The organism is Ruegeria sp. Ofav3-42, from assembly GCF_022347725.1.
In the GTDB taxonomy this organism is placed as follows: Bacteria; Pseudomonadota; Alphaproteobacteria; order Rhodobacterales; family Rhodobacteraceae; genus Ruegeria.
The window spans coordinates 1-14,159 of sequence record NZ_JAKRGB010000036.1 but is presented as its reverse complement, the minus strand read 5'-3'; the positions used below and the strand labels follow the sequence as shown (position 1 = coordinate 14,159).

At 54.1% G+C, this 14,159-nt stretch carries 11 protein-coding genes, 1 tRNA gene and 1 pseudogene; 4 read left to right on the top strand and 9 right to left on the bottom strand.

The genetic code is table 11. The features are described 5' to 3' along the window. The first annotated feature begins 279 nt into the window (after window positions 1-279). Window positions 280-364, top strand: a tRNA-Leu gene (locus MHN28_RS24310). Between the two features lie 153 nt (window positions 365-517). Here MHN28_RS24310 and MHN28_RS24305 read toward each other — a convergent pair. The 6 genes from MHN28_RS24305 to MHN28_RS24280 form a co-directional block, all read right to left on the bottom strand. Beyond that, window positions 518-781, bottom strand: coding sequence for an AAA family ATPase (locus MHN28_RS24305; RefSeq protein WP_370645807.1), 264 nt, complete (start codon window positions 779-781; stop codon window positions 518-520). A gap of 126 nt (window positions 782-907) precedes the next feature. Continuing rightward, window positions 908-1,915: a DUF2955 domain-containing protein gene (locus MHN28_RS24300; protein ID WP_255733653.1), complete on the bottom strand. Its 1,008-nt coding sequence runs from the start codon at window positions 1,913-1,915 to the stop codon at window positions 908-910. Next, window positions 1,905-2,969 carry an HlyD family secretion protein gene (locus MHN28_RS24295; RefSeq protein ID WP_239345578.1) on the bottom strand — a complete coding sequence of 355 codons (1,065 nt, stop codon included), beginning with the start codon at window positions 2,967-2,969 and terminating at the stop codon, window positions 1,905-1,907. Before MHN28_RS24295 ends, MHN28_RS24300 begins: the two co-directional genes overlap by 11 nt. Then, on the bottom strand, window positions 2,966-4,219 hold the full coding sequence (locus MHN28_RS24290; RefSeq protein ID WP_239345576.1) for an AI-2E family transporter: 1,254 nt from the start codon (window positions 4,217-4,219) through the stop codon (window positions 2,966-2,968). Before MHN28_RS24290 ends, MHN28_RS24295 begins: the two co-directional genes overlap by 4 nt. Window positions 4,220-4,222: 3 nt before the next feature. After that, window positions 4,223-4,492, bottom strand: a complete 270-nt coding sequence (locus tag MHN28_RS24285) for a potassium channel family protein (protein WP_239345575.1) — start codon at window positions 4,490-4,492, stop codon at window positions 4,223-4,225. Window positions 4,493-4,932: 440 nt separating this feature from the next. Next, entirely contained in the window at window positions 4,933-5,934 is a 1,002-nt protein-coding gene (locus MHN28_RS24280) for an AraC family transcriptional regulator (protein ID WP_239345573.1), read from the bottom strand. A gap of 105 nt (window positions 5,935-6,039) precedes the next feature. Between MHN28_RS24280 and MHN28_RS24275 the strand changes: the two genes are divergently transcribed. Then, on the top strand, window positions 6,040-7,527 hold the full coding sequence (locus MHN28_RS24275; RefSeq protein WP_239345572.1) for a DUF1214 domain-containing protein: 1,488 nt from the start codon (window positions 6,040-6,042) through the stop codon (window positions 7,525-7,527). Between the two features lie 389 nt (window positions 7,528-7,916). Beyond that, window positions 7,917-8,545: pseudogene (locus MHN28_RS24270) on the top strand (integrase core domain-containing protein); the annotation flags it as partial. A gap of 409 nt (window positions 8,546-8,954) precedes the next feature. Here MHN28_RS24270 and tnpB read toward each other — a convergent pair. The 3 genes from tnpB to MHN28_RS24255 all read right to left on the bottom strand — a co-directional run bounded on the left by tnpB (window position 8,955) and on the right by MHN28_RS24255 (window position 12,685). Next, the gene (tnpB, locus tag MHN28_RS24265; protein WP_239345571.1) at window positions 8,955-9,302 is read right to left on the bottom strand and encodes an IS66 family insertion sequence element accessory protein TnpB; all 348 of its coding nucleotides are present in this window, start codon (window positions 9,300-9,302) and stop codon (window positions 8,955-8,957) included. Further along, entirely contained in the window at window positions 9,299-9,592 is a 294-nt protein-coding gene (locus tag MHN28_RS24260) for a hypothetical protein (RefSeq protein WP_239345569.1), read from the bottom strand. Before MHN28_RS24260 ends, tnpB begins: the two co-directional genes overlap by 4 nt. 828 nt (window positions 9,593-10,420) lie before the next feature. Then, entirely contained in the window at window positions 10,421-12,685 is a 2,265-nt protein-coding gene (locus MHN28_RS24255; RefSeq protein WP_239345568.1) for a DUF3604 domain-containing protein, read from the bottom strand. A gap of 111 nt (window positions 12,686-12,796) precedes the next feature. On the opposite strand from MHN28_RS24255, the gene MHN28_RS24250 reads away from it, so the two are divergent. Further along, window positions 12,797-13,720, top strand: coding sequence for a LysR family transcriptional regulator (locus MHN28_RS24250; protein WP_239345566.1), 924 nt, complete (start codon window positions 12,797-12,799; stop codon window positions 13,718-13,720). The last annotated feature ends 439 nt before the right edge of the window (window positions 13,721-14,159 follow it).

Below are 14,159 nucleotides of genomic sequence, written 5' to 3'. Positions count from 1 at the left end.
AATGCAACGTTCGGCCTTGTGAAACCCGATACAGCACGGTCGCCTCACAGCAATCAGTGCGGACAGATCCTTGAAACCCTCAAGGGAAACACCGCCGAGCTCCACAAATTACAGATCCTGACCCTAAACCTCCCAAACTTTTCAAGCACTCCGCGAGAGGCCGCGAAGATTGTTGCGCATCCGCTGTCAATAATCTTGCTCGCGGCGCAATTTTTCCTCTCGCACTCCGCCGAAAGCTTTGCTATTCACCCCCTCATTCTGGCACAGCGTGTCAAGGTTGCGGGTGTGGCGAAATTGGTAGACGCACCAGATTTAGGTTCTGGCGACGCAAGTCGTGGGGGTTCAAGTCCCTCCACCCGCACCATTCTAACCTTTTGATATCAAAGAAAACCTTTGCAAGTAAGGACGTTTGTCCGTTTGAAAGTTACAACTTTGGTTACAAAAGGTGTCTCCATGGCAGGCAAAGTTCGTCACCTCGTAGACCGCTCTGGGCGGTATCATACCCGACTTGTGGTGCCTACAGCCAAACCACGCTTGGCGGCGCAGGCTCAAAACACAGTGCCGCGAACACTTCGATGTGGTATCCAAAGGCATCCAAAGCGTCTGTAATTCGACGATGTTCCTGAACTACGGTTTCAAGGTCATGGCGGCGCTCAGCGTCGTCAACAAGAATCTCTTTCCAGGGCGGGGCCATGAACAAGCGCTTCGCGCGCCCAGGCGGGGACGCCGTGTAGCGTGCAGACCTTTTTGATTGCGCGTACGGGGTCAAGCTGGCGGTCATCGGTGACGACCTGAAAGGTGATCCTGCTGCGTTCGGCGCTGCCTTTTGCAAAGATAGCAACGCTGATTTCGAAGGGCATCTTGCTTGTTGCTGGAGTGGACGGCTGAACACTTTACTTCAGGCACCTCATGAAACCTGCTTTTTTCTCTCCGGCCAGAACCCGTCTACTATGACATAAGCGATAATCACGAAGAAGGCGGCCCCCGCGACTTGCAAAACGCGAGTGATACTTTTGACGTCGGCCTCATCTGAAAACGGGGCAATCGACCCGCCGTACACGATCAGAACCGTTGTCAACGCCGAGCCGGCGGCGGCTGCGAGCGGGACCTGAGATTTTCCAAGCGCTCCGAGGGCGAAGCAGAAGAACAGACACAACATGATGGGCGTCAGAATAACCGGTGCGATCACGTTTACCTCATAGCAAATGATCGACACCGCTGCCCCAAGCAGGTTTGCCGTTAGCATGGCTTTGGCGACGGCTTTTCCCATTGACGGCATGGCTGCCAGTTGTTGGCTCAGTAGGGCGACAAAAAACAGAACCAATAAGGCTGACGCGCCGGACACAAAAAATGCCATGGCAAATGGTACCGTCACAAGCGACATTCTGACGATCCGGCGATACGGGTCAAAGTCTGGTGGCGCGTCGGCCTTGTTTTGAGCGGCTGTTTGAGGTTCGGCTGGTATCAACACAAACATCAGCGTCGATACGAACCCAGCAAATAGCAGGTTCATCGGTATCCAAAACACGAGCACCAAAGCCAGATCTTGCGATTGCAAAACAAGGTTCGGGATCATCAATGCCCCCATGAGGGCTATGACGCCAGGTAAAACACCAGCCCCCGAAACCGACCACATGAAGGACAGGATTATTCCGATGGCCACCAGAATAAGGAATACCACGGGGTAGGGCGCAAAGACTGACGACAACAGGAATGAGATGAACATCAACCCGATTGAGAAAACAAACAGCTTTGCGAAAGCCGCCAACGGCAGGGCGGCGGGCGCTTGTAGGAACAGCGCGGCAAAAACTGCCCCGACAACTGCCAATGGCCAGCCTAGAAACAAGCCCAAGGCGAAAAAGCCGGTCACACCCAGCGCTAGCCGAAAAACGGATTTTCGGTCCTCAGTAGGCATAGGACAGAATTGAAACCAAACGGATATAGGTCCGACCGACCACGTTCAGCAGGGAATTGTCGCTCAAATACATGATCACATCGGCCTGCCCGTTGAGCTGGAAGCGCAGATCATCTTCGGCACTTCCGGCCTCATACCCCGGCAGCACAATCCGGACCGGGAACCGTTCTGGTTCTCGCAGAAACCCTTTGGTACTAGGCGGGCTCGCTAACTGACCCGGTTCATCTCCGCCGCTCAAGGACACAGCCGCGCTGAAACTTTCGATCACGCCCGGAACAATCTGGCCCGGGTGCATATCCAGCACGACATCTACGGGAGACCCCACCGCAGCCCGGCCGAGGTTGTTTTCGGTGAAATACGCCTCGATCCAAACGTCTGTTGCATCCAGAAACGTCAAAAGATCCTGACCGGATCGCGCATAGGTCCCGGGGGCGATCAACAGATTGGATATGACGCCCGTCGCCGGAGCACGCAGTTCAGTCCATTCAAGGTTTAGTTCTGCATCCGCCAAGGCAGCCAGTGCGCGCTGGATTTTCGGATTTTCAATCCCGTCGTCACCCAGCCTCTGCTTTGCTTTTTCCAGATCCGCTTTGGCGTTCTCATAATTCGCCTCGGACTCTGCCAGTTGACCTCGGGCATCATCGGCCTTTGAGACGGCGATCAATCCCTTCTTTTCCAGCGCAAAAACACGCTCGGTTTGAACGCGCATCGTGTCCAGATCACTCTGGGCCCGCGCCAGCTTGGCTTGTGCGGCCCGCACCTCAGCCGAGGACGCACCCACCTCCTGCGTGGCTGCTTCAAGATCAGCTTCCGCCTTGTCGCGTTCAATTTCGTAAGGCCTGGAGTCAATCCGAACCAGAACATCACCGGCCGAGACAATTTGACCGTTTTCGACAAGAACCTCGGTCACTGTTCCGGTGACCTGCGGCACGATCTGGGTCGCAATGGCTTTTACTCTGGCGTTCCCGGTAAACGGCGTTTTTCGGTCAGCGACAAGGTACCAGACCAGAAAAACAAGAATGACGGCCAGAGTGGTCCATATAGTCTTTCTCATTTCGCCGCTCCTTCAGCGGCGCTTTCGGCTTCTGCGGGCGCGTCAATCCAGACCTTGAACAGTTCGTAAAAGACAGCGAACAGTACCGGCCCCATAAATACGCCGACCAAACCGTACGCCATCATACCTCCGAGAACACCGATGAGTATAACCAACATGGGAGTCTCGAGGCCTTTTGAGATGAACACAGGTCTTAGGAAACTGTCCATTATCATGACGGGGACGGCCAGTATGGTGAAGATCAAAGCAGTTCCGCCAGACATGGAACTCCATGCGTAGATAATAACCGGTATAAGAACTAATCCGGGCCCGATTTGAATAATCGAGAGGATCAGGCAGATAAATGCCAGCGTGGCGGCCGAAGAAATCCCAAACAAAGCCAACAGTATCCAAACGAAGACTGCCTGAATGGCTGCTACGCCAATCACGCCTTTTGTCACATTCCGAATCGTTGCGCCTGCCAGTGTTACGAATTCACCGCCGCGTGGTGCGAAGACACGGTTCGCAAAGCGTTGAAGACCCTGGACCAAATTTGGCCCGGGGCTGAACAACGCTCCCATAATCAACACGGACAAAGCTAAGCCAAGAAGCCCGATACCGATGCCCAACACCTTTCCGAACAGCGATTTTGTGATCTCAAGAATCTGCGCACCGTATTTGGCGAGTGCGCCATCCAGGTTTCGCTCGAACAAGCCCCAGGCTTCAGCAATCTTGTTTCCGACCAGCGGCAGTTCCTTGAGGCCCTCAGGGGCAGGTGGGATTCTTAGCTCGCCCTTGTCAGCTTGTTCCGCAAATTCAGACCCAAGTTCGGCAGCTCCGGATACCGCTGTTGCGACCGGCCCCAACGTCAGTACGAGGCCCAGCAAAACCAGTATCGTCGTGGCAAGTTTCTTCCGCCCGCCTAACTTGGACTGCAGCCAATCGAATGCCGGATAGAGTGCGACGCACAGGATCGTTGCCCATATGACTACGCTTGCCAGCGGAGCGACCATTACCAAAGCGCTGTAAAGGAAAAGTCCGAGAAACAGCAAGCGTATCGCGAGATCTACAATCTTCGCGTCCTGGGTCTTTTCCATCCTATCCCTCCACATTTGTTTTCTGAATATTACACTCAAAAAACGTAATATGTATATTTTTAAATCATGGAGAATCTTGCAGCAACTTGAAGACTCTCGTGAATCCCGCTTGCGGCAGGGCCGTTCGGCCGAAGTAATGCTTGCGAACAAACTCGCATTGGCCCATTGGGCCAAAACCTAATTGTCCTCTTTTTTGTCATCCTGAGAAAGGATTGTGTCTGCCACCGTGGTCGCTGCAGTCACAAAGACCCCAAGACCCACGATGATATAGAACATCGTAAAGATTTTCCCTGCCGCGGTTTCAGGGGAAAAATCGCCAAACCCCACAGTCGAAATTGTCACGACGGAAAAGTAGATGGAATCGAGCCAACTCCATCCTTCGACATAATGGTAAAACACCGACGCCCATAGGATCATACCAGTTGTGAAAGCAAGAAGGCCCTTCACCCTGCCATCTCTAAAGGCGACTCGTACACCTCGCGTTATTCTGGTTAGTGAGTTCATAACGCCACCATACCAAGCGATTCATATATACATAGCATTTATTGAATTATTCTGAATTTTTCAAAAAAACTGTTGCGCACCCATCTTGCGTATTGGGCGAGAGTTGAAACCAACTTCTAACCCAACCGCTTCGGGAGTACTCAAAACCATTCTGTTGTTCCTCACGCGGCAAAGTCGGCGATGGGGTTCTCAGCTGACCTCAGAGGCAGCGCAGCATCTATGCGCCGGGTCATCAGGATCGCCATTACTCGCGACCGACAGCCGACATCCAGCAACCAACCGAGATGCCACAGTTGCAGCCCACTTAGCTGCCGTTCCCCCAAGTTTCACATTAGCGTGCTTCGAAACACGAGGCAGACTCGCAGCCACGAGGAAAAGGGCAGTCAGCGCGAAACGTACGCTGAAGGCGGTACTCCCAAATTTCGTCGAAATGCGCGACTGAAGTTCTGGGAATTCTCATATCCCAAATCCGTTGCGATCTCTTGTACAGACAAAAAACCCTCGTTCAGAAGCTCAATGGCTCGCGCAGTTTTGGCGCGGTTTGCAAGCGCGCGGAAACTGGCACCTTCGGATTGAAGCCGCCGTTGCAGGGATCGAGGGCCGATGTCCAACGAGCGTGCGGCCGCATTGAGGTCTATCCCTCCCGACGCGATTTGTAGTTGCAATACACGTGACACGATCTCGGGAAAACTTGACGGCGGTCCAACCACGCGTTCGCGCTTTATGTCTTCGAGGGTTGTCCTTTTGGTCATTTGGTGCGGTGAAACAACTGACAGAGCGGACCTTTCGAACCATATCTCTAACCGATCCTTGTTCCACAAAACGGGGCAACCGAATGTGGATTCTACTTCTTCGCGAGCCTGCAAGCGCGGCAAGTCACAAAAGATCTGACGCGGCCGCCATGACTTACCGAGAAAATGGTAAAAAATGCTGAGAACAGCGCCAACCGCGGAAAATGCGATGTTTGGATATGCGGCGTGTTCTTTTAGGCCGAACTGATATTCGTATCCAACGAGATCGTTGTGTATTCTGAAGTTGGTTTTGTCCATTGAGGAATGGTAGGGCATTACGCTTTGGGCGCGGATCAAGGCAGCGCCAAGCGTAGGTGCACCCAGAACGTATCCACCCCAAGCACCGTAATCTGCAACGGTCAACGCCGGTGCCCAAACCAAGCCTATATTGCCCTCACCCAGTTCACGAGCAACTTGGTCGATGAAGATTGCAAGCGCGTTTTTTGGAATATAGCCATCCCTGGCTTCAATGAATTTGTGTGGCAATCCCGCCTTTACGAGGGCGCGGTCCAGTGCTTTTTCCCCAATTTGCTCCAGCGTGAACTGTGGCATTGCGCCCAAAGCTTTTGCTGAAATCATCGAAGGAAGAGACATCAAGAATTCTCCAACGCAGGGATTGTCGTGAAATGATACGCCGAGTTTAATAATCTTGGCTAGACTTCAGCGAATGCTATCCATCTGTTTGCCAAGGAAATTGCCATGAAACCTGTTCTCGCATCCTTTGCCGTGATTGCTGCTGTGGCGATTGCCAGCCCAACCGCCTATGCCCAAACCTTCAACGATACAGGAGACATCCTGGCCCGTTCGGCGCAGGTTGAGGATATCGAGTATCAAATGATGGTTCAGCGCGCGACACAGGCTGCCATCTGGGGCATGCCAGCGGCGGGCATGATCGACTTTCTCAAGGGTATTCGGCGGGATTTTGGCGGCGACTACAACGATATCGCTTATCTCAACGCGCCGATGGATTCCAAGCACGGAATGCTCACTGCCAATGACGTTACTGCCTACGCATGGTCTTCAATGACTTCGGAGCCCGGGCCGCTTGTGATTGAAGTGCCTGCGGCGACCGATAAGGTCAGCTATTTCGGATCGATCGTGAATGCCTGGGATACACCGATCGCCGATGTCGGCCCGGACGGTTTCGACAAGGGCGAAGGTGGCAAATACCTGATGCTTCCGCCGGGCTACGACGACCAGAGTTTGGAAGAGCTTTCCGCTGCCGGATACATGCCCTTTGAAACAGACACCTATGAGTACGGATTTTCATTCCGGCCTCGTCTGTACAATGGCGCAACGGATCTCGACGCCGCCGAGTATGCCCAGACAATCAAGATCTATTACCTATCCGAGGCGGATAATCCCCCGCCCAACACGTATCACGAAGCCTCAGAGGTGCCGTACGACTCGCTTCCTTACTACAATCACACCTATTTTCAGGACCTGAACGATTATGTTCAGAACAACCCGATCCGTCCCCAGGACAAGATCATGGTGAACTTTCTGAAAGATCTCGGGATCGAAAAAGGTCAACCATTTGAACCGAATGAGCGGCAAATCCAAGCTATGAACGAAGGCCTCGTTCTGGCGTATGCCGCGATGCAGCGGTACTTTGTCGAACCGGGGCTGGCAACCGTGCCGCTTTGGGTCGATGAGAATGGAGATCTGAAAAACCAGTGGCTGGTCTGGGATTTTGCCGAAGGTCAGCCAGAGGCCGGATTCCCGTATGAAACCGACACCGAAGTGCTGGTGGATGACCGTGCAGGCGGCAGTTATTTCTGGATCACGTACCTGCCCAAGAACCTTGGCGGCGGGACCTTTTACCTGACTGGTCTGCGCGACAGTGCCGGTGACATGTATGACCACAACGCGACATACAAGCTTAACGTACCCGCCGACACGCCCGCGCGGGATTTCTGGTCGGTCATCGTCTATTCGATGGAGACCAAAAGCTTCATCCGCAACGTTGATCCTGTTGGCCTCTCGTCACGAGACGCAGACACAATGCAGGTGAACGACGATGGTTCATACGACATCTATTTTGGCCCTACTGCACCGGAAGGAAAAGAAAGCAACTGGATCCCGACAACAGAACCATACTTCCTACTCTTCCGCCTTTACGGCCCGGAAGACGGCTGGCTGCAAAGCGGTTGGATCCTTCCTGACATGGAAAAGATTTCTGACTGATCTTCATTTTGAGGAGAGAGACATGAGAGCCGATCTTTTTTGTTGCGGCATTTTGCACTATGGCTTCGGTGAGCTTCACTCAATCACCGAAATACTCCGCCGCCATTCCCGACAGTGTCACAACGCCGGATGAGGTTGAGACCTGTTCGCTGGGAGCGCTCGAATTCTTCGAGGGTATGCCCAGCGATGACACGGTGCAGAAACTCTATGACAATCTCGACCTGATCCGGGCGACGACGGCCTTTCTGGATGGGATTCCAGTTGCGGCAATTCAGGGTTTTTTGAACGGATTTCGCAGCACGGGGCTTGAGGTCAATCAAATCGCCATGACCGAGACGCTGATGGACGCCCGGTCCATCTGGCTGACGGCGAACACGTCGACAATCTACGTGAAAGTCCCAATGAAACAACCGAAGAAGGGGCGGCGTTCGCAGGCTCACCTAAATGACGGATCCTGTGTCCGGCTGCGCCCAGAACGTCGAAACCATGTCTGAAGCTACGACTTTGTGCATTGCAGGACCGATGACGGGAAGGTGCTTCGCACCTTTAACATCCTCGACGTACACAGCCGGGAATGCCCCCTTTCGGCAGCACGCTATGCATGCGCCTGCCGGGCAGCGGGACGATCAAGGTGAAGCCAAAACTGAACTCCGGCGATGTCATTGAAGCCTTGAGCGACCTGTTCATCCTTCACGGCGTGCCTGCATACATCCGGTCTGACAACGGCCCGGAGTTCATTGCCAAGGCCGTTCAGGACTGGATCGCGGCTGTCGGTGCCAAGACGGCTTACATCCAGCCAGGAAGCCCTTGGGAGAACGGATACTGCGAAAGCTTCAACGCCTGGTTCCGCGGCGAGCTCTTAAACGGAGAGGTCTTCTACAACCTGCGCGAGGCACAAATCCTGATCGAACAATGGAGAAAACACTACAACCCCAAACGACCACATAGTGCTCTGGGTCATCGACCACCAGCCCCGGAAACCGTCGTCCCAATGGACCAAAGGCCAGTCATGCACTAACAATCAAACTGGACATCTAGAGCGGGGCCGATCACGAGCCTGGCCATCGTAAACGACGCGAAAGACCGCGCGAAACCCACGCCCCTCGAGACCGCTGACCGCTACCAAATTCGCAACAGTTGTTTCGAAACCAAGCGTTTCGAGTAGCACCGATATTGACGCGTCGGCCTCCGGGTCTGGGTGCCTGCGAAACTCATGCAGCTTATGAGCGTTGCGGACATCGGCAGGGCTTAAAGAGCGATCAGTAATCAGAACGACGTCGTCAGCAAAGCTGAGAGGGGTGTTGGCGCGGCGCGGCTCAGAAAGGTCATCGGACCCAGTATTGAGGCCATTCAGCATCGCCGATCCTATACCGGATCAGCTGGGTCAGGTGAATCCCCAAGGAGATCAAACACCTGTGTTTATTGATCTATCCCGTGCTCAGAGGTCGCCAGGTCTTTTGCCGCGTCCGCCAGTCGATTCCCTCCAGCAACATCGATAACTGCGCAGGCGTCACGCAGATCTTACCATCCTTTGCTGCGGGCCAGAGGAACCGGCCTTTCTCCAAACGCTTGGAGTACAGATACGCTCCTTGCCGATCCCACCAGATGATCTTCAACAGATCATCGCGGCGGCCTCTGAACACAAACAGATGCCCGGAATATGGATCTTCCTCCAGAACCTTCTCGCCCTGCGATGCCAGCGTATTGAAGCCCCGCCGCATGTCCGTAACACCTGATGCCAGCCACATCCGCGTGTTGCTCGGGACCGGGATCAATGGATGATACCTTTGAGCAGTCGCGCCAGAACATCGGGATCAAACCCGGCCTCGGCGCTGATCTTATGGCCCCCGGCAAGCTCAATCTCGATCCGGCCGGAAGAGATAGGCGCGAGCGCCGGTTCCAAAGCACCAGACATCGGGGCAGGGGTGTCAGGAAACTCAGAGCCAACTTCCACCGGAAAAAAGATCGGCTCTGCCGAAACGTCGATCAATTCCGGCAGCGACGCCTGCTGACAAATCTCCCGCTTCTCATCATCCGACCAAAACCGCTTCTTCCGCTTGTTCATAGAGTGCCCCTTGGTGTCCGCTATCGATGGTGGACACTTAGACACCCTCTATCAAACGCGTTAGGTCAGCTTCACCGGACGGACACTTTCGATCGTTTGGTTTGCGACCAATACACTGAACGGGATATGAATTATCGCTAGCTCAGAAAAACCCATGGTATTGGTGACAGCAAGATATCAAAAATTTTGAAAGCAAATGGTGTACCTGTCGGGAACCGAAATGCCAAACCGCAAAGATCGAAACGCGAGATTTCTCTTGATGGTGGGAGATCTGACGGGGTCTTAAGGGAGGCCTTGGCTCAACTGGAGAACTCGAAGTCGCGTCCTGATTCTAGTGAATTTGATGGATGTGGACTTTACGGTCCCAAAAACAAAAAAAGGAGAAATCATTCGTGTCCTGACGCTTCAGCATGGGATGAGCTTGGCAGATGTTGAAAATCTGATTCAAACAGCTCTTCAGCAAATAAATGACCCTTTGGAAGTCTCTTCAAGGCACAACAAATTGTGAAAGCCATGAAGAATGGCGGTTTTCCGGACATTCCCTGCGGATGCCAACAAGGCTTGGCACCGGCAGATAAGCGGACCTTCAGGTCGCTAAACTCTCGACCATTTGAAAGCGAGGAACCATCAAGCAGGAAGCAATTACTCGCCGCAAGCTAGGGGCTGCTAGTTGTTTTGCTCAAGCGGTCACTCATGAAAGTACATCGATGGAGACATCAGCCCGAGTGGTAGCTCTCATCGCTGTCATGGCATCTTCGGTTGTAGCCACATGGGTTTGCAGATCTGCAGACACTAGGGCCATTCACAGTGTCGTCATCACACCTCGTGTTACGGCGTTGGACCGAGGCCACTCCTTTTGGTTGCGGTCACATAAATAGGACTTGTCCATGCGATGTGGCCGTCCTCGAAGACGACCCGAATGAACAGGCAGCGTTCGGTTTCGGGGGTGAGTGGCACAAAGATCTGTTCGGTTAGGCTCCGTGGCATGCTGTCGTCAGGCAAACGGGTAACCCGCACGGCTTTGCCCAAGCCGCCGCATTCTTGGAGCAAGTCTTCTGAACCCAGGGCGGCCAGTTCGATTTCGAAATCGGTGACGTTGCTAATGAACGCAATCTTTCCTTTGGATGCGTCATCCAGCCAGATATCGACAGCATGAGCACCACCCGTCGTGACATAGCTCCAATTGATGGTGTTGCTTTCGGTAACAACCTCGCAATCGGCATTCCAGAAGTTGACGGCTTGCGTTCCACGGGGTTCAACCCCGTCCAATTTCAGAGAAACATCCCAGTCCACCCGCCGGCTTCGCCCACGGTACTCAGCGCCCTCGCATTGAACGCGTACGCGGTTGCCCGACTGCCGTTTGTCCAGGTCGGTACGAATATGAGCCAGAACGTCCAGGCCATCTTTTACTTCAATCCGTTCGATGCCCGCGTGGGCGGAGATGTCGATATCCAGGGTCACCTCGGAATTGGAGCAGGTCAGGATGTCACCGATAACGGCGGTCTCGACCGCTTCAGTGCCGCCAGAATGCAGCCGCCTCCGACCGGCCTTTAGCCCTTCAATGCGAACGTCGATATAGGGTCGGCATCCGGTGGTGGCGTAATGGCGGCGATGACGAAAGGCCTCGAACAGGTCGTCGCGTTCCAGCTCTGGCATTAGGTGGCAGGTCAACCCGCCCAGTGAGCCGAACTTGCCGGAACCGGGATAGCTGGCCCCAATACGACCCTTGTGCCCGTCCGAAGCTGCAACGATCCCAACCCGATAACCGGCCTGATAGGCGTCTTCGAAAATCCAGTCGAACGTTCCCCACGACGAATGCACTTCGACCGATGGCTCCAGATTGGCGTCATGGGCGAAGGATACATCCGCATAACGGCCGCCCACATGGGCTACGATAAGCGCGTCTTCGTCCTTGAGTCGGCCAAACAATTCATGCGCGTCGATACAGGTGTTCTCGTCAGTGGATGCGTCCATCACAAGCGAGCGCTGTGCACGATAAATCGGGCGACCTTCGCTGCGATACCAGACGTTATGATCACCACCGACTGAGGTATTACCAGACCATTCATATCCAGGAATAGTCAGATAGTGACCGGGATCGTTCAGCTCGGCTGTCAGCTCGTTCAGCTCCTGCCAGAATGTATCGGTGATCTGGAAGTCGTTGCCCTGATGCCCGCAAATGTCGATGAAAGCCTTGTCGCGTCCGAACTCGAAATACTGTCGTGCGGTATTGGTTCCGATAGTCTCTCCGCTCTGGCCGTGCATGTCTGACCAGAAATGGCGGAAGGGGGTCTCTTCTGATGAGCGCAGCGTGTTGGATTTGGCAACAACCTCGCCTGCGTCATTGATCATCTCGACGAACAGATCACCGGGACTAGCGACTTTTAGCCCGTCTAGCCGCAGTGCGCCGCCGTTACTCGCACTCATGTCTACGGAATCGGGCAAACCCTGTACCGGCCGCGACGCGCGCAAGAAATAAGTGCCCTTATCGTCTGGCGTCGGATTGCCCCAGCGGTCTTCAGCCTTGAGCCCGAGGCCAAAGGTATCGCTCGATTTGCGCAGCGATGGCAGCACGGCGCGGTGCACAGCCGCCGGACCAGGTATCAATTGCAGCTTGGGTTGCTGATCATCGGGCAAGACCGCGTAGTCATAGGTCGAAAACGCATCCACATGGACGCGGTACTGATAGGCGTGTTCGACAAAGGTTTGCATCCGAATGCCCGGGGAGCCTTGCGACGTATCGCCCATTGTCACCGTGATGGTGTCGCCCTCCGCCAGAAAACTCAGACATTGAATGTAAAGGGTGTTGCCCCACGGCCGGATATTGCTGTTCTTGCGATACCAATACTTCAGCTTCGCCCCGTTCGAGGCGGCAATTGTCGTATAGCCGGGGGCGTTAGGATCATCGAACTGCGGAGGCGTCTGATCGGACGCGGAACGGATAGAGACCTTGATCCCACCTAGATCGTCAATTCCGAAATGCCCCGCCGTATATGTCAGAGTCAGAGAGGTCCACGACCCGCAGACAAAGGGGCCAGGTTTATCGAGCGTGGCGCTGCCCATGAGTTCCGGGCGGTAGGTGTTGAATGGCATCAAGCGTCCCCAGCGGTTCAATAGAACCCTGGATAGGACATCCAGGTTGATAAAAAAATTTGAATTAATGGATTAGTATTTCCAAAAAAATCATGATACCGATTTAATGTTATGAATATCAAATCATTGCGCCTGTTTATTTTGATCATGGAACATGCGACATTGGCGCGCGCGGCACAAATGCTCAACGTCAGCCAACCCGCTGCCAGCCGACTCATCCGCCTGCTGGAAGAAGAGGTGGGGGAGACCCTGTTCCATCGGACCCGCAAACGCCTGCGACCAACTCATGAGGCAGAAATATTCCTGCCCGAAGCCTCGCGCATCATTAACGCAATCGATAACATACCCGAAGCCTTCGCGCAGGCGCGGGCCGACATGGAACCCCCTCTGCGCATCTTGTGTCTGCCGCGCATCGACACCGGTCTTGTCGCTCCTGCGCTCGCGCAAATGGATGCGTTGGACAGGACCCAGAAATTCATTGTCGAAACCTGCCCACGCCGAGAATTCGGGCGGCGACTTTTGCACGGCAAGTTTGACGTTGGTGTGTGTTCAATCCCTATACCTGTGGAGAACTTGGACGTTCACTTTCTGGCCAACGCGCCGCTTCAAGTCATGCTACCCAAGGCACATCCCCTGACAACGCGCGATGTTCTGACACCAGAGGACTTGAGAAACGAAAGATACATTTCTCTGGATGACTACACGGTTATTCGGCAAACCGTCGATCGAGCGCTGAACGGCGCCAACACGGTACTGGAAATCACGCACGAAGTATCAAGTTCCGAAGTTGCACACGTATTTGTTCGCAATGGTATGGGCTTTACCTTTGCTGACCCGGCGGCGGTTGCTCCTGAACTTGCCAGCGAAGTGTCCCTTGTAAGGTTCTCGTTGGAGGCCGACATCAGTCTCGCCTATTTCCTCCCTGATTTTCGCCGGCCTCACAAAGCGCGGGGTGCATTCCTCGATCTTCTTCGTGACATTTGTTCGGACCAATATGGAAAAATAGACGAACCGAAGAGCGGAGTTAGCACCTAGCAAGTTGCGTGACCCGAAAGTCAGGCGAAACCTTTGAGCCCAAGCTATTGCACAAATCAGCGTAGTGATCCGGCCCAGTTGACGAAGTCCTGTACCAAAAGTTTTGACAGGCTGGCGTGGTCTTTGTTTTGCAGGTCCGTCCAAATTTGCAGCAGGTGTTGTCAACATTGCAGCAACCTTATTGTGCCGCCCTGATACGAAACATGTTGTGCCGATTGGCAATTTATCTGGAGGTCCACAAAACACAAACGGGGCCACAATCACCGGGAGGACACTATGGAACGTAGACGATTTGTACAGCTTGCCACTATGGCCACAGCGGGATTGGCGCTTTCGGGCACCGCCGCTTTTGCGGAATGGAAGCCGCGGCGCCCTGTGAACATCATTCTGCCCTATAAGGCCGGTGGCGGCACCGACAGCTATGCGCGGGCGGTGGCGT

Coding starts and splice junctions, on each gene's coding strand:
- MHN28_RS24260 (WP_239345569.1), bottom strand. CDS start 9,592: ATGAACAAGCGGAAGAAGCGGTTTTGGTCGGATGATGAGAAGCGGGAG.
- MHN28_RS24280 (WP_239345573.1), bottom strand. CDS start 5,934: ATGTCTCTTCCTTCGATGATTTCAGCAAAAGCTTTGGGCGCAATGCCA.
- MHN28_RS24300 (WP_255733653.1), bottom strand. CDS start 1,915: ATGCCTACTGAGGACCGAAAATCCGTTTTTCGGCTAGCGCTGGGTGTG.
- MHN28_RS24250 (WP_239345566.1), top strand. CDS start 12,797: ATGAATATCAAATCATTGCGCCTGTTTATTTTGATCATGGAACATGCG.
- MHN28_RS24305 (WP_370645807.1), bottom strand. CDS start 781: ATGACCGCCAGCTTGACCCCGTACGCGCAATCAAAAAGGTCTGCACGC.
- MHN28_RS24255 (WP_239345568.1), bottom strand. CDS start 12,685: ATGCCATTCAACACCTACCGCCCGGAACTCATGGGCAGCGCCACGCTC.
- MHN28_RS24295 (WP_239345578.1), bottom strand. CDS start 2,969: ATGAGAAAGACTATATGGACCACTCTGGCCGTCATTCTTGTTTTTCTG.
- MHN28_RS24275 (WP_239345572.1), top strand. CDS start 6,040: ATGAAACCTGTTCTCGCATCCTTTGCCGTGATTGCTGCTGTGGCGATT.